Here is a 21,902-nt window from a genome sequence, read left to right on the forward strand (position 1 = left end):
CATCACCTACTTAATAGAATTTTTATATTCCTGTTGGCCTATCTCATAATAATTATTTCCTTCTGCATCAATAACAACTATAAGTGGCAGATCTTCTACATATAATTTTCTAATAGCCTCAGCTCCTAAGTCTTCATATGCAACTAATTCTGATTCCTTAACGCATTTTGCAGTTAATGCAGCCGCTCCTCCTATTGCTGCGAAATAAACCGCTCTATTTTTCTTCATTGATTCTACAACCTCTAAACTTCTTTTCCCCTTACCTATCATTCCCTTTAATCCTTTTTCTAAAAGGGTAGGTGTATATGGATCCATTCTATAGCTTGTAGTTGGTCCTGCTGAACCTATTGGCATTCCTTCCTTAGCCGGTGTAGGACCAACATAATAAATTATTTGGCCATTAATATCAAAGGGCAACTCCTCACCCTTTTCAATTAACTCAACAAGCCTTTTATGTGCAGCATCCCTTGCTGTATATATATACCCTGTTAAAAGAACACTATCTCCAGCCTTTAAATCTTCTATACATTCATTAGTTAATGGCGTTGTTATCCTCTTTTGCATTTTATCCCTCCTAAATTACGGCCTCTTTATGTCTTGTAGCGTGGCAGTTAATATTTACTGCAACTGGAAGGCCTGCAATATGAGTTGCATAAACTTCTATATTCACCCCAAGACAAGTTGTCAATCCTCCAAAACCTTGAGGACCTATTCCAAGCTTATTTATTTCTTCAAGAAGTTCCTTTTCAAGCTGTGCATAATATGGATTTTTGTTTTCTTCATCTACACTTCTTAAAAGGGCTTTTTTGGCAAGAAAAGCTGCCTTTTCAAATGTTCCACCTATTCCAACTCCAACAACAATAGGAGGACATGGATTTGGACCAGCCTCTTTTACTGTCTCAAGAACAAATTTTTTAACACCTTCAACTCCATCTGCTGGTTTTAACATTTTTAATCTACTCATATTTTCACTTCCAAATCCCTTTGGAGCAACCGTAATCTTTATTTTATCTCCTGGAACTATGCTGTAGTGTATAATAGCAGGGGTATTGTCCTTTGTATTTACTCTGTCTAGAGGATCTTTTACAACTGACTTTCTTAGATAACCTTCAATATACCCCTGCCTTACCCCTTCATTTATAGCATCCTCTAAATTTCCTCCAACTATATGTACATCTTGACCTATCTCCATAAAAACAACCGCCATACCTGTATCTTGACACATTGGCATTTTTTCATTTTCAGCAATTTCACTGTTTTTGATTAATATATCTAATATTTCTTTTCCAAGTTTAGACGTTTCCTTCTCTTTAAATTCATAAAATTTATTTTTAATATCTTCACCTAAATAATAATTTGCGTCCATACAAAGCTGCTTGACTGTCTCCGTTATTTTTGAAACATGTATCTCTCTCATATTAATCCTCCTAAATAATTAGTGGGGTTATCAAAAACTAATTATTTGTAAGTTTTGGTGCCATGAACACTACTTAACTTTATTATTTGTTCATGGCACCTTAAATCTATAAAACTATTAACATTTTTATTTACCCATTTATATTACTTTGTTAAAGCTGCTTCTCTTTTAGAATTTATTCTCTCTCTTGCCTTTGCTAGAGTTATTACTCTATTCATTTCATTGTATACTATCATAAATCCTTCATCTACACCCATACCTGGCTTTGCAAGGCATTGGTCAGCACCACAAGCTATTGCAATATTTGTACATATTTGTGCTGAACGGTCTGTTTCATTACATGTTCCACCGCAGTATGCTCCAACACCATGCTTTTTACAGTATAGTATAGATTCTACTATATTGTTAATTCCTCCAAGGTCTGGTGTCTTAATTTGAATCATATCTGCCGCACCTTCATCAACAAACAGCTTTATATCTTCCCAAGTGTTGCACCATTCATCTGCAACAATTTCAACTCCAATATTTCTCTTCTTTAACTCCTGTCTTAGTTCCTTAAGAGCTTTAAGTTGTCCTTCTCTGTTTTCTACATCCATTGGACCTTCTATTCTCAACTTAAATGGAGCTGCTATCTTTTCAAGTTCTCCTAAATATTCAGCCATTTTTTGTGTATCATTATTAAATGCAATTCCTATTGTTCCATAAACATCTATGTGAAGAACTGGATTATAATTTTCATCTGTTCTAAGATGCTTTATTCTATCCCTAAGCCATGCAACATATTCCTTTAGAAGTTCACCATTTCTTCCAAGCTTTTCATCAACGTTGTTTATAAGCCCATGTGGTAGAACATCTGCACCCTTTATAATCATCTTATCAACATTTATATATCTGTCATCACCTGATTGAGTAAATATTGGAACCCTCTTTATTTCACCCTTTATATTGTATTCTTCCTTAATTACTTCTGCCATAGTTAGTCTTCTTACCTTTGAAACTGCATCAAGAATTGCTTGAGTTACACCATATCTTATAGCTGTATGAAGCCTTTTGCCTTCTATTTCCATAGAATCTATTTCTTCTGCTAGCTCTTTAAATCTTGTTACTTCTCTTCCAATTAGCTTTGGTGCAATATATTTTTCAATAACAGGTATAAAATCTTCAGCTAAAAATAGTGGATCTCTTCCGCCAGCACCTGAATATTGAACAGCTGCACAATCTCCATAGGCTATTTGTCCGTCTTCAAGTACAAGCATAACAGAAATTGATTCTCCTGCTTGTCTTATCTTCTTAAATCCTTCAGTTACTGGCTCTCCAACATATGTAAATCCATCGTGCTTTGCTCCTTTTTTAATTGCCCTTTGGTCATCAAAGAAAAATCCTGTTCTTCCTGCTGAACAAATAACATCTATAATTCTCATATTTATTTCCTCCCAATTATCTCATATTTTCTGGTCTTCCTACTAATACACCTTTTCCAACTGCAAATATATCATCTACTGCCATTTGGAAGCTTACAGGTCTTCCCTCATACTTTGCTCTCTCTTCAAGAAGTTGTCTATTATAGTCCTTTATTTCTTTTGTAAACGGTATATTACCAAATTCTAAATATCTTACAGCACCATTGTTATCTCTTGCTGGTATTATTTGTCCTGCATTATACTTACTTGGAGCAAATGGTATATCTAATACTCCTGCTTCAAAGGCCTTAACTGTACCTACTGCTAAATCACCATTTCCAAGTTCAAAAACCTTGTCAAGTATGCACTTAGTCTCTGCCTTAATTAGTTCTATTTCTGCCTTTAATTCCTTTGATTCTGGAAGTCTTTGACCTCTTAATAAGTTTAGAGTTTGCTTTGTAGCCTTAATTCCTGCAGCATTTGCCTCTTTAGTTGGTATACCAACAGCCTCATGTGGAGTCTTTACAATAACCTTTGTTGCACCCGCAAGTGCTGCTGTTGCTGAACCCCAAGAGATTACTCCAAAGGCCTTTGACTCATCATGTGGGAATCCACCCATCCATTGATGGAATACTGTAGTTAGATAAACATCATATCCATACATTTTAAAATATTCTTCTGCCTGTTCAACAAGTGCTCTTATTGCTGCAACGTCTTGTATTAGATTACCGCATTGTCCATATCCAAGTGTTAAGTTCTTTACTCCCTGTTCTGCAGCAAGAAGTCCTTCTATTATAGCAACTGCATTTGACATACTAGGTGGTACTAATGTTCCAGTTAGTGGTCCAAATGGCTCACGGTTTAATTCAATTCCCATTTCTTGATATATACCAACTAGCCTATCACAGTATTGCCAATCCCTAATTGATTTTTCAACTGGTACACTCTTTGCATAAGGAATGTTATAGGATATTCCTCCACCTTCATTTGAAGTCCAACCTGAAGCATGTATTATTTCCGAAAGCAATCTTGCATCTGGTGTACCATGTCTAGCTTGAAGTGGTAAATCAACAGCCTCATAAACCCTTCTACATCCCTCAACACCATAGTTAACTGCTGGGAATCCATTTAACATTGAACGACCCGCTTTTTTACTTTCCTCTATACCAACTTCACATTCATTATATCTATTTTGTCTTGTATAGCTGTCTATAGTTGATGGAAGAAGATCTGCTTCTCCTTCATTTTGAAGATATCTTAATAGATTAATGTGTTCTTCAACTAATGCAACACCCGCTCTTGGTTGGGCTAAAGTTATTCCATTTTCCTTTGCATATCTTAATTTTTTACTAAACTGTTTATGTTCTGGAACCTTCTTTAAATACTCTGCAGCCTCTTCTAAATTAACACCAGCACCAGTTGGCCATTGTCTTAATACTTCTTCTCTTTGTTTAAAAAACTCATCATGTGTAAGCTTTTTATTTCTTAGTTCCATAAGTTTTCCTCCTTAAGCCCTTACTATATATTTTTTCATTATTCTAACAGCCATATCAGGATATTCCTCTGCTAAAAGTCCCATTGCAGACAATATATATGTCTTGTCAATCATAATAACTGGATTTGTAGGTTTTAAATAATTTGGTGTTTCCATTGTAAACAATCCAGCCTTTAATATCTTTTCTGGGTTTCTGCTATGAACCAAAACCCCACCAGTACCTATTAAATATTTTACATTTAAGAGGTCCTTACCAACCTGTGAGTAGATTATTCCCATTGGAGTATAAACACTCTCTATTGTACCCACATGCCTTTCCATTGCAATTTCTGTTGCAACCATTCCAAGTGCTTCATCAAATTCATATTCTTCTTCAGTTTGTGGAATTATATTAACATTTTGTTGTAAAAACTTACATCTTTCTTCAATATCATACTTTGTATTAGGTATATACTTTTTTATTCTCCTTGTGCCTGCTGCCTCAAATAAAGACATGGCACTTACTCTCATCCCAAGGTCACCTTCAACAGTTCTCTTTGCATAAGGTTCCTGAAGTCCTCTTAATGTTACACCTGGCTTTGAAGGATCACCCTTTGCAATTGAGTGAACATCTGTTGTGGCTCCACCGATATCAACAATAACTAACTCTCCAATTCCCTCTTCTTTATCAGTTCCATCTGCTAATATCTTTGCAGCCTTTAAAACTGCAGCAGGTGTAGGCATTAATATACCATTTATAAAGTTTTCTGCATTTTTCATTCCCTTTGCTTCAACTATCTTTTGCATAAATATATTTCTTATAACCTCTCTTGCAGGTTCAACATTGATTGTGTTTAGCTTAGGCATTACATTCTCTGTAATCTTATAAAACACACCTGCACTGTTAAAAATCTCTTCTATCTCATCATTTGCATTTTTATTTCCAGCTACAACAATTGGTACATCCTTTATATATTCTGCTAAAAGTTTGGCATTATGAATAATACAATCCTTATTACCTCCGTCTGTGCCTCCTGCAAGGAGAATTATGTCTGGCCTTTTGTTTTTTATTTCTTCTATTTCATGTTTATTTAATTCATAACTATAAACTCCTAGTATTCTTGCTCCTGCTCCAAGTGCAGCTCTTTTGGCAGCTTCTGCTGTAAGTTCTGGAACAAGTCCAATTGCAACCATTTTTAGTCCACCTGCAGCACTTGAACAAGCAAGTTTTTTTACAAAATTAACTTCCTTATCACCAATATTCTTTAAAAGTTTTTCATAGGCCTTATTAAAACCAATCATAATATCTGTGTTTACTGTAGTTAAATCCTTTGCTGTGGCCAGTATTTCTTCATTTTCAATGTCTACTGCTGTAAGCTTTGTATAGGTACTACCAAAATCAATTAAAAGAATAGCATCCATAAAATCACCTTCAAATTATTCTTCTATCCCCAAGTCCTTCTTTAAATCTTTAATTGATAGCTTTATATCAGTTCCTGGTGGATAAGCTCTATTAAATCCCATATCTAAAAATCTTTTTTCTACTTCCTTCCAATCTTGTTTTCCTACAACTAGGTTTCCCCCAACATATAATATTATGTCCTTTAGTCCTGCTTCATTGCACTTTTCTCTAAAACCTCTACAGTCAATTTCTCCATGTCCATATAGAGAAGAAACTAAAATTGCATCTGCATTTGTTTCAATTGCTGCATTGATGAAATCTTCTTGAGGGCTTAATACCCCAATGTTTACAACATTAAATCCCTCTTCCTTTAGTGCGTGTTCAATAATTTTGTTTCCAACTGCATGACAGTCAGCTCCAATTACTCCTATTACTACAGTCTTTCCATTTTGCATAAAGATCCTCCCTCACTATTATTAATTTTTTAGTTCTACCATTTTTGAAATTATTGCCTTTACACTTCCTTGATCTAAATTATAATCAAAGCTAATAATTTCTTTTTTATCTCCTGCAACTGCCTTTACCTCTTTACGTCTACCAGGAGATACTATTATTACATCTGATGTATCAATAATATTTTTAACATCCTTAACTTCTCGACTTGTTGTTGCAGTTATATCAACTTCAAGCCCAGCTGATTTTAATGCACTTTGAACTTTAAATTGAAACTCATTTGATATACAAACAAGTCCAAACTTAGTTCCCTTTGGATATTTTGCAATTTTTACAATAGTTTCAAGGCATGGTGTGATTGCAACACCTAAGACCTCCTTATCAAAATCAGATGTGAGTTCCTTTACTTCATTTACATGATTAAATGTTGCTATTATAACCTGTGCATCACTTAAAGCCTCTTCTATCTCTTTACTCTTTTCCTCTAAATCCTTTAATGTAAGAGGCATTATATTAAGTCCAGTTTCTCTTGAAAGCTGCTTTGAAAAATACTTTGCCTGTTCAATATTGCATTCTATAAAAATTGCATTTATATTCTTTAATATTTCCTGCTTCTCCCTAACTCTATCCATTACAAGTGCAGAAAACTCATCATAAGAAAGTCCCATTTCTAGTGCCTCTTCAAGCGCTATATCTATTATCTTTAAAAGTTTATCATTTATACTATGCCTCTTCCAAGTTTTTGCTTCTTCTGCAACAAATGTCCCCCTGCCTTGATAAGAAACAATTACTCCATCCTGCTCAAGCAGTTTATAGGCTGCACTTACTGTATTCCTACTTGTATTTAACATAGCAGCCAATTCCCTCTCTGTTGGCATTTTAGTACCAACCTTTAAAGTACCATTTTTGATCTGCTCCATAATTTGGTTTTTTACTTGTATATACAAAGGAACTCCACTCTTTTTATCAATCTTTATATTCATCTAACACACCTCTTAAGCTAGTTGGATTATTGGATTAATCCATTAGGTCCAATTTCATTTTACCATGTAACAATTATTTTAACTAACTTAATTTTCTGTCAAATTTTAATGTATTTTAGGAAAAATACAAATTAAAGATAAATATATATATTTTTTATTGTTTTCATCTGTTTTTCACCTATGCTTAATTTTGGGCAAAAAAATAACTGTATCTTTACACAGCAAAAGATACAGCTCTTTTAATTGATAATATTTTATTATTTCTTTCTTCTATTTCTCTCCTCAATTTATCTTCTTCCTCTATGCACTCTTTTATAAATTCATTTGTATTTATAGTTGTAATGTTTATATCTATATTAGTTGTGCTATGGTATTGACCTACTATATTAATTTTAAGAGGTGTTGAATCTACAACTAATAAAATATTCTTCTCCCAAACTCTTTTTAGTTCCTTATATTCATCCCTAACTATTTCAATACTTGAAAATTCAGTACCAACATGCTGAATAATGGTATCAATTAGCATAATATAAAAAAGTCCATTTAGTGCCTTAGGTAGAGAAATCTTAAGTATATCTCTGTGCATAATAATAAGCTCCTCATTAAGAGTTAAATTAAAAAACTCAACATCTTCAAATCTTGCTAACACCTTATCTTTTTTAGAACCTACATATTTATAATTAATTATGTCCACCTCAAACTGCCTACCATAAAATAAACTATTCTTGTTTATAACCCTAGCTTTCATAGTGCACCCCCTTAAAAAACAATAAACCAATTATAACACTAAATAAGTCATGCATCAAATGTAATACTTTCTATAAACGTAAAGTTTATCATGTATATATTTTGCAAGCAAACCATGTATTTATTGCAAATTTTTCTCCATCTTTCCCCTTACCCCTAATTCAAAAACAATTATTTTTCTTATAATTTCGACAATACGTCTTAATTATGTTTGTTTTATTTTTTTAAATTAAAAAATGAATGATTTACAATTTTGTTATTGCATTTGTCTTAATTTTTAGTTTATAATTAGTTTGTATTATTAATTTTAGGGGGGAGGAAACAACATGAAGAAAACATCATTGGCAAACAAAATACTTATTGCTCTTATTTTAGGTCTTATTTTTGGTATAGTAGCAAATACTCTATTCCCAGAAGCTTTAAATTCAACATTATCTAAATGGGTTCTTGTACCTATAGGTAACATATTTTTAAGAGGAATTAAGCTTATAGTTGTTCCACTTGTTTTGTTTTCATTGATTGTAGGAACTGCAAGTTTAGGAGACATAAGAAAACTTGGAAGAATTGGAGGAAAGATTATTACATATTATCTAGCCACTACTGCCCTTGCTATAACAATAGCTATTATACTTGCCAAAATAACTAATCCTGGTATAGGACTTAACCTACCTAAACCTACTGAATTTAAAGCAACCCAACCACCTTTTATAATGGATATATTTGTTAACATGGTGCCAACAAACCCATTTGATTCACTTGTAAAGGGTGAAATGCTTCAAGTAATTGTATTTTCAATCTTATTTGGTATATCAATTACTCTTGTTGGTGAAAAGGCAAAGGGGCTTTTAAACTTAATAGAACAGGCAAATGAAGTATGTTTAAAATTAATTGGTGTTGTTATGCTATTTGCACCATATGGTGTTTTTGCATTAATATCTAATGTTATAATGTCTCAAGGAATTAAAGTAATACTTCCTCTACTAAAATATGGATTTACAGTATTATTTGCACTACTTCTACAATTAATTCTTGTGTATGGAACTGCACTTACAGTTATTGGACGAGTTAATCCAATTACCTTCTTTAAAAAATTCTGGACTGTTATGGTTGTTGCCTTTAGTACATCAAGTAGCAATGCAACATTACCTGTAACATTAAAAACATGTGAAGAAAAGCTTGGAATACCTGAATCAATTGCCAGCTTTACAATACCATTAGGTGCCACAATTAACATGGACGGAACAGCTATCATGCAGGGAGTTGCAACAATATTCATTGCTCAAATATTTGGCATAGACTTAACTGTAAAACAGCTACTAATTGTAGTTTTAACTGCTACTCTTGCTTCAATTGGTACAGCTGGAGTACCTAGTGCAGGCATTGTAATGCTAACGATGGTTCTACAACAAATTGGTGTTCCTGTTGAAGGTATTGCACTTATTATACCAATAGATAGAATACTTGATATGTGTAGAACAGTTGTAAATGTTACTGGAGATGCCGTTGGAACAACTATTGTTGCAAACTCTGAAAAGGAACTTGATATTACAACATACAATACATTAAACGTGTAAAAAAGCCGTGAAATTCACGGCTTTTTTTATGAATATATATCTGAAAACTCAACATGTATTTTTTCTATGTTTAGTCTGTGTTCTTTAATTTCATTATCATCTAATGTATCTATAGTTTTTATAGGTAATGAGAAACTGAATTCACTTCCACTTCCTATTTCACTCTTTACATCTATTAATCCACCATGTAGTTCAATTAAACCCTTTACAAGCGACAACCCTATTCCACTTCCTAAAGTATTTTTGCATGTACTATCTTCAACCTGTTTATATCTATCAAATATAACATCTAACTTCTCCTTTGGTATTCCACAACCTGTATCTTTAACACAAACTTCTACATATTCATTTTTAACAGTTAAGTTTACAAAAATATTCCCACCAGCTGGTGTAAATTTAATAGCATTTGATAAAAGATTTAATAACACCCTCTCAATCTTATCTGGATCACAAGCAACTATTAGCTCTTCAACATCTGTATCAAAAATAACCTCTATACCTTGTGTATTTGCATATTCAACTATTGACTGAACTATATTCTCAACTATATTTACTATATTATAATTACCTAGATTTAAAGTTAAAAATCCAGCATCTATTTTAGATGTATCAATTAAATTATTTATTAATCTTAAAAGCCTCAAACAGTTCTGTCTCATTATTTGTACATATTTTTGTATATTGTCTTCTCTATTTAAATTCAAATTAATCATTTGCAATGCTGCTAAAATTACATTTATTGGAGTTCTAAGTTCATGGGTTAAATTGGCATAAAATTCTGTTCTGTTTTGCTCATTTTTATATAACTCATCTATTATCCTTCTCATATTACTTGCAATAGCATCATTTATACTGTTAAATATGATACAAAGATACAATTTTCTATTAAAATATGCCAGAGGATGAAATATTACTGTGCAATAATCCAACCCCTGCTTTAGTTTTACATTAGTATATGAAGGTACTTTCTTATTAATAGCTACTGTAAAAACCTTTTTTATTTCATTTAAATATTCATATTCCACAACATCTAAAATATTGTTTGTGTTTTTCTCATATAAAAGTAGCTCTTCAAAGGTTTTGTTATACATAACCACTTTACCAAAACTATCAACCAAAGTAATGGGCATATTGAATTTATCTAAGGCTAGCCTAAATATCTTCTTTGAATCATCAAACTCCTTTAAAGGTTTTGTCTTATATAAATGAAAAATTAGAACGAGCATAAAAGGAAAAACTATATCAATTAATATTGAATTAACTCCTACATTCATATTGATAATATTTTTTATAATAAAACCATTAAATATTAAAGAATTCATCAATGTTATATATGTGTCAAATAAGTAAATTGATATGAGATAAAACATGTTTAACATACTAGTGAATACTTCTAATTTAAAATTTAAGCTTAAGTTTAATAAAATTATAACAAATAAAATGTCGACTAAATATTTTACGAAATTTCCCCTTAATTTTACCTTATTTTTTAATGATGCCATTATCTCCACACAAATCCCCCCACATTTACATAATTATACATAAAATTAAAAATTCCTCTTTTTTATTTTCAAAAATTTAAAAATAAAAGCATAAGAGGAAACTCCTCTTATGCTGCTTGAGGGTTTTGATTTGAGTTCACAACATTTTTTAATATTTTATTTGCTAATAGTTGTAAAATAGAAGCTACCATTAAAGATGAAATCATAAATATTGTTAGTACAATAACATCATTTGTTAATATATCATAATCTATTCCAGAGATTATTTCTCTGAGGGCTGATGTAGCATAGGTCATTGGAAGATATGGGTTTATCTTTACAAAGAAGTTTGGAACAAGCTCAAGTGGGAATGTTCCTGCACAAGAAGTAAGTTGTAACATTAGTAATACTAGTGATAAAAATCTACCTGCATCCTTAAATATTAGTATTAAAGCTTCAATTACAGCTATAAACACAAAGGATAGTAAAATATTAAATCCATAGAATAAAGGTAAACTCTTCACCTGTAGTTTTAATACATGTATTAAAATAAAACTTGATGCTAAAGCTTGTAGTGTACCTAGAAAAGCAAATGTAATAAATTTTCCTAGTACAATTGATGCAGGATGTCCTTTAAATTCATCCTCAACTTCATTAGATACTATAAAGAACATTATTAAAGCTCCAACCCATAATGATAATGGGATAAAATAAGGTGCAAAACCTGTACCATAGTCAGGAACATGGTTTATTGGTTGTTCATTTAATCTAACAGGTTCTGACATAAACTTTGACATATCTTGTGAAGAGAACTTCAATTTGTTATTTATTTCTTTATATCCTTCAGTTAATCCATCTTTTAGCTCAGCTGTTCCATCAGCAAGTCTTATTAATCCATCATTTAGTCTAACTGATCCATCATATAATTTTTCTGCTCCATTTTTTAAGGTTGTTAATCCTTCATTTAACTTTGTTGAACCATCATAAAGCTTTTCTGCTCCATCTTTTAATGAAGCTGTACCATTTTTAAGCTCACATGAACCTAAATAAAGCTTATCTAATCCTATACTTAATTCTCCTGTTTTGCTTTCTGCAAGATCTAATCCATCTCTAATCTTTTCTGCTCCAATTTTTAATTCAGCAACACCATTTGAAAGCTTAGTCGCACCTTCATTTGAGGAAATTTGTACAACCTGACCAAGTCCATCTTTTAATGATGTAGCTCCTGTTTTAGCTTCATTTAAACCGCCTAATAGAGCTGTAAGACCATCAATTGAACCTTTAGTTGAAGCTGCAAACTTTTGGGTTCCTTCTGCAACCTGCTTTGTACCTTCTGAAAGGATTGATGTAGCTTGTATTAATCCATCTACTTTAGTAGCAGATTGTCTAAGTGGTTTTGATAAATTATCCTTTAGATTCATCTGTTGTATTTGTGTTAATACCCTTTTTGCCCCTTCAACATCACCTAAGTCTAAAAGTGTCTTAGCCAAGTCAATTGCATTTGATACGTCATCAATACCTTGAGCTGCACTATTTAGTTTTGCTGCCATATCAAGGGATCTAACTTCCTCGTCTAACTTCTTTGCACCATCTGCTACCTGATTTGCACCGTTTATAAGCTTTTCTACATCCCCCTGTGAAGCCTCTATTTGAGATTTAAAAAGTGAAACCTTATTAACTATTTGACTTAATCCCTCTTCAAGCTTTATTGAACCTTCATATAACATCTGAAGTCCTGATTTTGCGTTTAATATATTTGGTGCAAATACTGACATACCTTGAGCTACCTTCTCAAGTCCCTCAACTAAACTTACTTGGCCATTTTTTAATCTGTTAAGTCCTTCCTTTAAATTTTTTGAGCCATCACTTGCTGTTTTTAATCCACTGCTTAATTTTTCTGCACCATTATCAAGTTTTTGTACTCCACTATTTAAAGCACCTAATCCATCCTTTAATTGTTTAGAACCATCATTTAATTTTGTTACTCCATCCTTTGCTGTTTTTAATCCATTAGATAGCTCCTCTGAACCATCCCTTAGCTTAACTGCTCCATCATTAAGCTTGACACTCCCATCCTTTGCCTCTAAAAGCCCATCCTTCACATCATAAAGGCTGTCGATTACAACCTTTGATGCTTCTTCTGTAATTGATTTTGCAATTTCATCCTTTAATTCAAGCATTATTCTTGAAGATACTTGAGCAGCTAGGAAGTTTTTCTTTTCATTAGGGATATAAATAAGCTCTGCTTTATCTATTTTTCCTTCTGCTGCATCTGTAATTTTAGTTGAAAAATCCTCTGGAATTATTACTGCAGAATAATATCCCTTCTTATTTAATCCTTCCATAGCTTTGTTGTAATCTACAAACTCCCATTTTATCTTTTTATTATCCTTTAGTTCTTCTACAATTTCATTTCCATAGTTAACCTTATCTCCATCCTTTATACTTCCTTTATCTAGGTTAACTACAGCAACTGGCATCCTATCAAGTTTACTATACGGATCCCAGAAGGCATAAAGGTATAAGAAGCTATAAAGTAGTGGCATTAAAGATACTACCAATAAAGCAACCCGATTGAACCTACTTGTAAAAAGCCTTTTTAAGTCATTTTTTGCAATCTTTAAAGCTCTCACATATTTCACCTCCCTATTTATACTCGTTAGTATAATAATATAACTTTTGTACTGACTAGTCAATATATTTTTGTACTGGTTAGTTTAAATTTATGTGAACATTTTATGAATATATGTACAATAAAAAAAAAGATGAACATTCGTTCATCTTTTCCCTATACCCCTCATCATAAATTCAATTGTCTCTTCAATCATATCATTTGTGTCCATATCCTTATGTATTAAACTATATACAACTGTTGATGCCATTACTCCAAAGAAATTAAATGCCTTTACCTTTATATCATTTCCATCAATAAGCCCTGCATCTGCCGCTTCCTTTAAATAACCCTCTATCAGTCTAAAGTATCTATTTAATATTTCTCTAAGCTGGCTTTGTCTCTCCTCATCTCCCCACATTTGACTTAATATTGTTTTAAAGAATTCTATGTATTTGATAACTAAATCTAACTGTACTTTGCAAACCATTCTCAATTTTTCTATAGGGTTATCAAGATGTTTAGTCCTATCAACTATCTCATCCTCAACCATCTTTAATCCTTCATCTATTATAAACCTAAATATATCCTCTTTACTTTTAAAATGGTAATACAATGTACCCTTTGCTACACCTGCAGTTTCTGCTATTTCATCCATAGTAGATTTATGATATCCCTTTTGTGAAAAGGCCTTTATTGCTGCTTCAAATATTATTTTTTTTGTCTTATTCATATGCTCACCTCTCCCTAAGTATTCCAAAATTTATTATTGCATATTTTTTTAAATTAAACAATATAGTATAAAATTTTTTATTTTTCTTATTGTTATTTATTTAAATGGCATTAAATATACTTTACTAGATAAATATAGGGGGATAATATTTATGCTGCTTTTCATTTTTTACCTAATTTTTTATATTTCATTGTATACAAAAGAAGTTTATTTATCTAGAACCAATTCCGAAGTCATATCCTTATGTAAAACTGACTACAAAATTAATTCTGAAAACAAGATAAATGATTACATAGAAGATGATGTTTACATAAAATATATTTATGACAAGTTAAAATCAAGCAAACAAACAAATTCCCAAAACACTAACTTAAAACCTAAAAAAAATAGAGAAAAGATAATATACCTTACCTTTGATGATGGACCAAGTAAATTAACATTAGATGTACTTAAAGTTTTAAATCAATATGACATAAAAGCAACATTTTTTGTAGTTGGAAACAATGTTAAAGTATATCCTGAAGTTATAGTTAAACTTAAAGAACATGGACATGCTATAGGTCTACATTCATACACCCATAATTATAAACACATCTATGCTAATTACCAAAACTTCATTGATGAAATGATAGCTACTCAAACACTTATATATAACATAACACAAGAGAAAGTAGATATAATAAGGTTTCCCGGTGGTAGCTACAAAAGATTAAATAAAGATTTTTATTGTGAATTAAAAAAATACAACTTTAAGATTTATGATTGGAATATTTCAAGTCAAGACGGTATTAGCTCACAATCTGATGAAGATACCATTTTAAAAAGCGCAACAGAAAATAGCTCTCGATCAAATATTATACTGCTTATGCACTGCAGAGAAACAGATAAAAAGACACTTCATGTTCTTCCTAAAATTATTGAATTTTATAAAAGCAAAGGCTATAAGTTTGAAACAATAAATCAATCAACACCAGAATATATTTTTCCTTTTAAGTAGGTTTTAACCTACTTTTTTTGTAACAAAAATTCATTTTTATACATAGATTATTATTAGAAATACATTAATTCGACAAGAAAGAAGGTGAATACATGGATATATCAAATTTATTATCAGTATGTCCAACAGGTCAACCAACAACTACTAATACTTGGGCATGGTTTATTATACTTTTAATAATATTAGGGTATGGAAATCAGGGATATGAATGCTCATGTAGAAGATGCAGAAGAAGAAAACATCGCAGATGCTGTAACGACTTCTTTGGTGGAGACGCTCTATTTGCACTGCTAATCTTAGCATTGATATTCCTGCTTTCCAAATCCCCATGCACCAACACCACAACAACTTGTTAATATTCTATAGGTAAAGGGGGGTTTGCCATGTCAAAGAAATGTTGTGGTCTTAACAATATGTGCAGCTTGATCATCCTACTTCTCATCTTACTACAATTCGGTAGAAGAGGTGGCGGCTGCCAACATCATGACGGTCCAGTAGACTTCATGGGAGCTAATACTACAATTGACAACAGCGTACTATTCGTTATTGTACTCTACTATCTAATTTGCTGCGGCTGTGGCAAGAAATGATGATATGCTGCTAATATTAGAAGCATGTGGGGATGGCTAACCATCCCCATACATAGAAATTAAAGGAAGTGATTAGATGGGTCATCATAAAAAGCATCACAAACATAAACATCAAAACGAAGATTTAAATCAACTCGATTTAAATAATGTCGATATGTCTCAAATTCAAAACATAATGCAGAATATAGACATGAACCAATTAAATTCCTTACTATCCAATTTAAACATTCCAAAACAGAATAATAATTTAACCAATTTAAATTACCCTCAAAATAATGTTATAGCAGTTTTATCTGCATTAAAACCCTTCTTACCAGAACACAGATGTATGATCATCGATAGGATTATAGAAAGCCTTTCAAACATAACATTTTAAACTTGCTTATAAATACTCATAAATTTTATTTATTAAAAACCCCATGAATGGATTTTTACATTTAAATCCATCCATGGGGTTATCTATTTTTTATTGCATTAAAACTGGATTTACAATTTTAAGAGCAATTATAACAATAGTAGAGGTTAAATTAAATATAAAATGATTTAAAACAGCAGCACGATATCCATACTTTTCATATAAAATACAGTTCATAATTCCCAATGAGAAGGTTCCAATAGAACTGGCAATATTAAAATGCAATATCATAAATAATACACTTGTCAATACTGCTGAAAGTGTTTTACCAATTTTTTTGCTAAACCCTCTATAAAATATATGTCTAAACACATATTCTTCTAAAAATGGAGCAAACAAAACCGTTATAAGTGATAACCAAATAACCCTTCCCCAACTGCCTTCATAAAACATTTTAACAACATCTTGTGACTCAGGATTTATTCCAAATTTCATTAAAAGAATAACAAATAGAGCTGTAACTAATAATATTATAAATTTAAACGTTATGCTATACAGAACTATTTCAAACTTTTTACTGCCTATTGGTTTAGTTAAATTATCTCTATAATCACTCTGCCTTTTATTATGCCAGTGTAAAATCAACATAACTAAAATAAATGGAGCTAAATTTTGAGTAAATATTGTTAATGCCATATAAATAATAAATATTATAAATGACACTAATTTATTAGCTCTTTTTAATATCCTCCTTCTAAATGCAATAAAGGGAGGTATGGCTAAAAAAGTTAGTATTATTAAATCCTTTAACAAATCAACTAATTTTATATTATTCATATTAATCCCCCATATATTAAAATTAACTAAAGCTGCCCTTAATATTATATTAAAAAGGGCAGCTTATTATAACTTTATTCAACAATACCACAGGTAGATTTTATAACTTCCCAAAGTTCTTCTTTGCCCCTTCTTGTTTCAGAAGAAAATAATATAAATGTTTCATCCTGTGTAAGCTTTAATGCTTTCTTTATTACAGGTACCTGCTTTGCTATTTGATTGTTGCTTAATTTGTCAGACTTAGTAGCTACTACAACTACCTTCTTTCCTGTTTGTCTCATCCATTCTAACATCAATTTATCATCCTGTGTAGGTTCATGCCTTATATCAACAAGCAATATGACTAATTTTAATTCATCTCTAGAATTGAGGTACCCCTCTATCATGCTACCCCATTTCTTTTTTTCTTCCTTTGATACCTTTGCATATCCATAACCAGGTAAATCCACAAGATAAAGGTTATCATTAATATTGTAAAAATTAATAGTTCTTGTCTTACCTGGTTTACTACTTGTTCTAGCTAATGATTTTCTATTTACAAGAGTATTTATTAATGAAGACTTTCCTACATTTGATCTTCCTGCAAAGGCCACTTCAGGATAACCTGTTGTTGGGTATTGCGATTTTAATGCTGCAACACATTCTATTTCTGCCTTTCTTATAATCATAGGCTACCTCCTTAGTGCAATATCTAGCACTTCCTCAACTCTCTCTACAAATTTAAATTCTATTTTTCTTTTTATGTTTTCAGGTATCTTTTCAATGTCCTTTTTATTATCCATAGGTAATATAACTGTTCTTATACCTGCTCTATATGCAGCTAGTGTTTTTTCTTTAACTCCACCTATTGGAAGAACCCTTCCAGTAAGTGTTATTTCTCCCGTCATAGCTACATCACTTCTAACTGGTATTTTAGATAATGCTGAAACCATTGCAGTAATCATAGTAACACCTGCTGATGGTCCATCCTTTGGAACTGCTCCCTCTGGCACATGTATGTGTATATCTGTATTTTTATAGAATTCTTCATCTATGTTGAATTCTTTTGCATGTGCCCTTACAAAGCTATAGCCTGCTCTTGCTGATTCCTTCATTACATCTCCTAATTTACCTGTTAATTCAAGCTTTCCGCTTCCAGCCATAGGTATCACTTCAACAGGTAGAGTATCTCCACCATAAGCAGTCCATGCTAAGCCCATTACTACACCAATTTGATCCTTTTTATTCATTTCTTCGTACTTATACCTTGGAATACCAAGATATTTACTTAAATTTTGTTGAGTGATTTTAATCCTTTTATCACCCTTTTCAAGTAGCTCAATAGCAGCCTTTCTACATATAGTTCCGATTTTTCTCTCAAGGTTTCTTACTCCTGATTCTCTTGTATATAGATTTATTACATCCTTTATTGCCTTATCACTAATACTTAATATTCCCTCTTTTATTCCATTTTCCTTCATTTGTCTTGGAATTAGATAATCTTTGCATATATGGAGCTTCTCTTCATCAGTATAACCTGACAATTCAATAACTTCCATTCTATCAAGAAGAGGTCTTGGAATTGTATCTAGAGTATTTGCTGTTGTTATAAAAAGTACCTTAGACAAATCAAATGGAAGTTCTAAATAGTGATCTCTGAAGCTATGATTTTGTTCTGCATCTAAAACCTCTAGTAGTGCATCTGCAGGATCACCCTTAAAATCTGAACTCATTTTATCTATTTCATCAAGTAGGAATACAGGGTTTTTAGAGCCTGCCTGCTTCATTCCATTTATTATTCTACCTGGCATTGCACCAATATATGTTCTTCTATGCCCTCTTATTTCAGCTTCATCTCTTACTCCTCCAAGAGACATTCTAACAAATTTTCTTCCCAATGAATTTGCAATTGATTTTGCAATAGATGTCTTACCAACTCCTGGAGGACCAACTAAGCAAAGAATTGGACCCTTCATACTTTTATTTAATTTAGTCACAGCAAGATATTCAAGTATTCTCTCTTTTACATCTTCTAAACCAAAATGTTCCTTTTCAAGTACTTCTCTAACCTTCTTAATATCATCTTCATCCTTTGTTTCCTTACTCCATGGAAGATTTACAACCCAGTCCAAATAAGTTCTTATAACTCCTGTTTCTGGAGACTGAGCCCCTAATCTCTCCATTCTTGAAAGTTCATATAACGCCTTTTCCTTTGCTTCCTTTGGCATTTTAGCCTTTTCTATTTTCTTTTTATATTCCTCTATTTCAGCCTGTATTCCATCTCTATCTCCAAGTTCCTCTTGTATCACCTTAAGCTGTTCTCTTAAATAATACTCTTTTTGCATTCTATCAATCTTTTTCTTAACCTTAGCACTAATTTTTCTTTCTATCTTTAAAATTTCTATTTCTCTAGCTAAAATCTCAAGAAGTTTTGTAAGCCTTTCCTTTGGTTCAATTGCCTCAAGTAATTCTTGTCTATTTTCCTGCTTAATAATTAAATAAGATGTTATTACATCTGACAATTTACTTGGATCATCTATATCTATAACTGTTGCTAATACATCTTCTGGAATTGTTGGATTTAAAGATATGTACTCCTCAAACTCATCTATAACCTGTCTCATTATTGCCTCTATTTCTACATTTACATTTACCTTCTTTTCTTCAAACACTAAAGCCTTAGCCTCAAAATAAGGCTCTGTCTTTGTAAATTCAAGTACCTCTGCTCTATTTAAACCCTCTACTAAAACCCTAATGCTGTCTCCTGGAAGTTTTAGTATCTGCTTAATCTTTGAAACTGTTCCGATTTTATATATATCATCAAAAGTTGGGTCCTCTACCTTTAAGTCCTTTTGTGTAACAAGTAGTATTGTTTGATCATTAACCATTGCCTCTTCAAGTGCTGCAATGGACTTCTGTCTTCCAACATCAAAATGTAAAACCATATGAGGAAATATTGTCAGTCCTCTTAAAGGTATAAGAGGTAACTTTACTTCTGTCATAGTTTCAACTCCTTTCTAGGACGTTTCAATTAATATATTATAACCTATAATATACAATTTTTTCAACTTATCTTTTACTTTATACAAAATTAAAGGTATGCGAGCAGTTTGCATACCTTTAAAATTCATTTATAAATTGCTTGCAGTTAATATTCCATAGTCTGGTGTATCTTTATCTATTATAATCTTTTTGTTTTCGAACAATATAGCATGTTCTATAACCTCTGTTATAAATTCAACAGGAACAATCTCTATATCATAATCTTTAAAACTGTCTTGGTAATTATCCTTTGGTATTAAAACCTTTTTAACACCTGCTCTTTTTGCAGCCTCAATCTTTGCTAGTATTCCACCTACTGGCTTTACAAAACCTCTAATAGATACCTCACCTGTCATTGCAACTTCATTATTTATAGGAAGTTTTGTTATTGCACTGTATATTGCAGTTGTTATAGTTACACCAGCAGAAGGCCCATCAACTGGCATTCCACCTGGGAAATTTACATGTATGTCATATTGACGCGTATCAATATTAAAACATTTTCTTAAAACAGTCAACACATTTTCAACTGAACCTTTTGATGTACTCTTTCTTTTATATTTCTTACCATAGCTTCCTGTTTCCTCTTCATCAATAATTCCATTAACCACAAGCTTTCCTGTAAATCCATCCTGCTTTATTGCAACTGCCTCTACTTCTAATAAAGTTCCCATATTTGGACCATATACAGCAAGCCCATTTGCAAGTCCAATTTGAGCCTCTGGTTCTATCTTTTTATCTGGCCTTGGGGAATAATTTCCACTCTCTATTACCCACTCAACATCTTCTACAGTTATCTCTTTTCTTTTTTCATTTATAGCTATTCCTCCTGCTATTTGTATTATATTAACTGCTTCTCTACCATTTGTTGCATATTTACTTACCAGTTTTGCTGCATCTCTTTGAATTTCAAAACCACCTTTTTTTGCTGCATTTAATGAAATTTTTTCTATTTCATCTTGGGTAAGAGCCCTAAAAAATATTTCAACGCATCTTGAACGAATTGCAGGTGGTATATCCTCTGGATTTTTAGTGGTTGCACCAACTAATCTAAAATCAGCTGGTAAACCATTTTCAAATATATCTCTTATATGTACAGGTATATTGGGATCCTCTGATGAATAATATACGCTATCTAGGAATACCTTTCTATCTTCTAAGACCTTTAGAAGTTTATTCATCTGAACTGGGTGTAGTTCACCTATTTCATCTAAAAACAATATACCTCCATGGGCTTTAGTTACTGCACCAGGTTTTGGCTGTGGTATTCCTGCAACTCCAAGAGGTCCTGCACCTTGGTATATTGGATCATGGACAGAACCAATAAGAGGATCTGCTATCCCTCTATCATCAAATCTTACTGTTGTTGCATCTACTTCTACAAACTTTGCATCTGATTTAAATGGAGAAAGAGGGTTCTTTTTTGCTTCTTCAAGCACAAGCCTTGCTGCTGCTGTCTTACCAACTCCAGGTGGTCCATAAATTATAACATGCTGAGGATTTGGACCACAAAGTGCTGCCTTTAGGGCCTTTATTCCTCTCTCTTGACCTACAATATCTTCAAATGTTGTTGGTCTAGTTTTTTCTGAAAGTGGTTCTGTTAGACTAGTAGTTCTCATTTTGTATAGCTTTTCTAACTCCTTCTTACTCTCCTTTTCAATATATACTTTACTGCTCTGTTGATTTTTTAGAGCATTATAAAAATAAAGTCCTATTATAGCAGTAAAAATTAAGTTTACTATTACCAGCAGCTGAGAAGCATATGCCATATTATCCCCTCCTTTGTTTACATATAGTATGTGTTTATAGAATCTTTTTATTCAAAAA

Annotated in this window: 19 protein-coding genes; 4 read left to right on the top strand and 15 right to left on the bottom strand. The window is 32.0% G+C overall.

Features of this window, described 5'->3' with window-relative positions; translation table 11 throughout:
- Window positions 1-6: 6 nt before the first annotated feature.
- From TCEL_RS08910 to TCEL_RS08945, 8 genes are all read right to left on the bottom strand, one after another.
- The gene (locus TCEL_RS08910) at window positions 7-564 is read right to left on the bottom strand and encodes a Fe-S-containing hydro-lyase (RefSeq protein ID WP_018663322.1); all 558 of its coding nucleotides are present in this window, start codon (window positions 562-564) and stop codon (window positions 7-9) included.
- Window positions 565-574: 10 nt separating this feature from the next.
- Window positions 575-1,417, bottom strand: a complete 843-nt coding sequence (locus tag TCEL_RS08915) for a fumarate hydratase (protein WP_018663324.1) — start codon at window positions 1,415-1,417, stop codon at window positions 575-577.
- A 143-nt stretch (window positions 1,418-1,560) separates the two neighbouring features.
- Window positions 1,561-2,838, bottom strand: a complete 1,278-nt coding sequence (locus TCEL_RS08920; protein WP_018663326.1) for a methylaspartate ammonia-lyase — start codon at window positions 2,836-2,838, stop codon at window positions 1,561-1,563.
- Between the two features lie 16 nt (window positions 2,839-2,854).
- Window positions 2,855-4,312: a methylaspartate mutase subunit E gene (locus TCEL_RS08925; protein ID WP_018663328.1), complete on the bottom strand. Its 1,458-nt coding sequence runs from the start codon at window positions 4,310-4,312 to the stop codon at window positions 2,855-2,857.
- Window positions 4,313-4,324: 12 nt separating this feature from the next.
- Window positions 4,325-5,713: a methylaspartate mutase accessory protein GlmL gene (gene glmL / locus TCEL_RS08930; protein WP_018663330.1), complete on the bottom strand. Its 1,389-nt coding sequence runs from the start codon at window positions 5,711-5,713 to the stop codon at window positions 4,325-4,327.
- A gap of 15 nt (window positions 5,714-5,728) precedes the next feature.
- Complete coding sequence (gene glmS, locus TCEL_RS08935; protein ID WP_018663332.1) at window positions 5,729-6,148, bottom strand: methylaspartate mutase subunit S; 420 nt, start codon at window positions 6,146-6,148, stop codon at window positions 5,729-5,731.
- A 21-nt stretch (window positions 6,149-6,169) separates the two neighbouring features.
- Window positions 6,170-7,129 (bottom strand): GntR family transcriptional regulator, encoded by a 960-nt coding sequence (locus tag TCEL_RS08940; protein WP_018663334.1) that lies wholly within the window; start codon window positions 7,127-7,129, stop codon window positions 6,170-6,172.
- A gap of 214 nt (window positions 7,130-7,343) precedes the next feature.
- On the bottom strand, window positions 7,344-7,877 hold the full coding sequence (locus TCEL_RS08945; RefSeq protein ID WP_018663337.1) for a hypothetical protein: 534 nt from the start codon (window positions 7,875-7,877) through the stop codon (window positions 7,344-7,346).
- 325 nt (window positions 7,878-8,202) lie between these two features.
- On the opposite strand from TCEL_RS08945, the gene TCEL_RS08950 reads away from it, so the two are divergent.
- Window positions 8,203-9,450 carry a dicarboxylate/amino acid:cation symporter gene (locus TCEL_RS08950; RefSeq protein ID WP_018663338.1) on the top strand — a complete coding sequence of 416 codons (1,248 nt, stop codon included), beginning with the start codon at window positions 8,203-8,205 and terminating at the stop codon, window positions 9,448-9,450.
- 26 nt (window positions 9,451-9,476) lie between these two features.
- Here TCEL_RS08950 and TCEL_RS13225 read toward each other — a convergent pair whose 3' ends face one another.
- The 3 genes from TCEL_RS13225 to TCEL_RS08965 all read right to left on the bottom strand — a co-directional run bounded on the left by TCEL_RS13225 (window position 9,477) and on the right by TCEL_RS08965 (window position 14,275).
- Window positions 9,477-10,952 (bottom strand): sensor histidine kinase, encoded by a 1,476-nt coding sequence (locus tag TCEL_RS13225; RefSeq protein ID WP_242823460.1) that lies wholly within the window; start codon window positions 10,950-10,952, stop codon window positions 9,477-9,479.
- Between the two features lie 107 nt (window positions 10,953-11,059).
- Window positions 11,060-13,564, bottom strand: a complete 2,505-nt coding sequence (locus tag TCEL_RS08960; protein WP_018663342.1) for a YhgE/Pip domain-containing protein — start codon at window positions 13,562-13,564, stop codon at window positions 11,060-11,062.
- 144 nt (window positions 13,565-13,708) lie between these two features.
- Entirely contained in the window at window positions 13,709-14,275 is a 567-nt protein-coding gene (locus TCEL_RS08965) for a TetR/AcrR family transcriptional regulator (protein WP_018663344.1), read from the bottom strand.
- Window positions 14,276-14,426: 151 nt separating this feature from the next.
- On the opposite strand from TCEL_RS08965, the gene TCEL_RS08970 reads away from it, so the two are divergent.
- From TCEL_RS08970 to TCEL_RS12870, 3 genes are all read left to right on the top strand, one after another.
- Window positions 14,427-15,272 (top strand): polysaccharide deacetylase family protein, encoded by an 846-nt coding sequence (locus tag TCEL_RS08970; protein ID WP_018663346.1) that lies wholly within the window; start codon window positions 14,427-14,429, stop codon window positions 15,270-15,272.
- Between the two features lie 92 nt (window positions 15,273-15,364).
- Window positions 15,365-15,628 carry a hypothetical protein gene (locus tag TCEL_RS13520; RefSeq protein WP_018663347.1) on the top strand — a complete coding sequence of 88 codons (264 nt, stop codon included), beginning with the start codon at window positions 15,365-15,367 and terminating at the stop codon, window positions 15,626-15,628.
- Window positions 15,629-15,938: 310 nt separating this feature from the next.
- Entirely contained in the window at window positions 15,939-16,238 is a 300-nt protein-coding gene (locus TCEL_RS12870) for a hypothetical protein (RefSeq protein ID WP_051150553.1), read from the top strand.
- Window positions 16,239-16,328: 90 nt separating this feature from the next.
- On the opposite strand, the gene TCEL_RS08985 is transcribed toward TCEL_RS12870, so the two are convergent.
- The 4 genes from TCEL_RS08985 to lonB form a co-directional block, all read right to left on the bottom strand.
- Complete coding sequence (locus TCEL_RS08985; RefSeq protein WP_018663349.1) at window positions 16,329-17,054, bottom strand: CPBP family intramembrane glutamic endopeptidase; 726 nt, start codon at window positions 17,052-17,054, stop codon at window positions 16,329-16,331.
- A gap of 74 nt (window positions 17,055-17,128) precedes the next feature.
- A complete protein-coding gene (gene yihA / locus TCEL_RS08990; protein WP_018663351.1) occupies window positions 17,129-17,722 on the bottom strand; it encodes a ribosome biogenesis GTP-binding protein YihA/YsxC in 594 nt (197 codons plus the stop codon).
- 3 nt (window positions 17,723-17,725) lie between these two features.
- Window positions 17,726-20,035, bottom strand: a complete 2,310-nt coding sequence (lon, locus tag TCEL_RS08995; protein WP_018663353.1) for an endopeptidase La — start codon at window positions 20,033-20,035, stop codon at window positions 17,726-17,728.
- A 129-nt stretch (window positions 20,036-20,164) separates the two neighbouring features.
- Window positions 20,165-21,844 (bottom strand): ATP-dependent protease LonB, encoded by a 1,680-nt coding sequence (gene lonB, locus TCEL_RS09000; protein WP_018663355.1) that lies wholly within the window; start codon window positions 21,842-21,844, stop codon window positions 20,165-20,167.
- Window positions 21,845-21,902 lie beyond the last annotated feature (58 nt).

The sequence above is a fragment of the Thermobrachium celere DSM 8682 genome, from assembly GCF_000430995.1.
Lineage (GTDB): Bacteria > Bacillota > Clostridia > Clostridiales > Caloramatoraceae > Thermobrachium > Thermobrachium celere.

What these genes read in the sequence shown, in the direction of transcription:
- TCEL_RS08915 (WP_018663324.1), bottom strand. Translation starts at nt 1,417, where the DNA reads ATGAGAGAGATACATGTTTCAAAAATAACGGAGACAGTCAAGCAGCTT.
- TCEL_RS08920 (WP_018663326.1), bottom strand. Translation starts at nt 2,838, where the DNA reads ATGAGAATTATAGATGTTATTTGTTCAGCAGGAAGAACAGGATTTTTC.
- TCEL_RS08985 (WP_018663349.1), bottom strand. Translation starts at nt 17,054, where the DNA reads ATGAATAATATAAAATTAGTTGATTTGTTAAAGGATTTAATAATACTA.
- TCEL_RS13520 (WP_018663347.1), top strand. Translation starts at nt 15,365, where the DNA reads ATGGATATATCAAATTTATTATCAGTATGTCCAACAGGTCAACCAACA.
- yihA (WP_018663351.1), bottom strand. Translation starts at nt 17,722, where the DNA reads ATGATTATAAGAAAGGCAGAAATAGAATGTGTTGCAGCATTAAAATCG.
- TCEL_RS08910 (WP_018663322.1), bottom strand. Translation starts at nt 564, where the DNA reads ATGCAAAAGAGGATAACAACGCCATTAACTAATGAATGTATAGAAGAT.
- TCEL_RS12870 (WP_051150553.1), top strand. Translation starts at nt 15,939, where the DNA reads ATGGGTCATCATAAAAAGCATCACAAACATAAACATCAAAACGAAGAT.
- lon (WP_018663353.1), bottom strand. Translation starts at nt 20,035, where the DNA reads ATGACAGAAGTAAAGTTACCTCTTATACCTTTAAGAGGACTGACAATA.
- TCEL_RS08950 (WP_018663338.1), top strand. Translation starts at nt 8,203, where the DNA reads ATGAAGAAAACATCATTGGCAAACAAAATACTTATTGCTCTTATTTTA.
- lonB (WP_018663355.1), bottom strand. Translation starts at nt 21,844, where the DNA reads ATGGCATATGCTTCTCAGCTGCTGGTAATAGTAAACTTAATTTTTACT.
- glmL (WP_018663330.1), bottom strand. Translation starts at nt 5,713, where the DNA reads ATGGATGCTATTCTTTTAATTGATTTTGGTAGTACCTATACAAAGCTT.
- glmS (WP_018663332.1), bottom strand. Translation starts at nt 6,148, where the DNA reads ATGCAAAATGGAAAGACTGTAGTAATAGGAGTAATTGGAGCTGACTGT.
- TCEL_RS08925 (WP_018663328.1), bottom strand. Translation starts at nt 4,312, where the DNA reads ATGGAACTAAGAAATAAAAAGCTTACACATGATGAGTTTTTTAAACAA.
- TCEL_RS08965 (WP_018663344.1), bottom strand. Translation starts at nt 14,275, where the DNA reads ATGAATAAGACAAAAAAAATAATATTTGAAGCAGCAATAAAGGCCTTT.
- TCEL_RS08970 (WP_018663346.1), top strand. Translation starts at nt 14,427, where the DNA reads ATGCTGCTTTTCATTTTTTACCTAATTTTTTATATTTCATTGTATACA.
- TCEL_RS13225 (WP_242823460.1), bottom strand. Translation starts at nt 10,952, where the DNA reads ATGGCATCATTAAAAAATAAGGTAAAATTAAGGGGAAATTTCGTAAAA.
- TCEL_RS08940 (WP_018663334.1), bottom strand. Translation starts at nt 7,129, where the DNA reads ATGAATATAAAGATTGATAAAAAGAGTGGAGTTCCTTTGTATATACAA.
- TCEL_RS08945 (WP_018663337.1), bottom strand. Translation starts at nt 7,877, where the DNA reads ATGAAAGCTAGGGTTATAAACAAGAATAGTTTATTTTATGGTAGGCAG.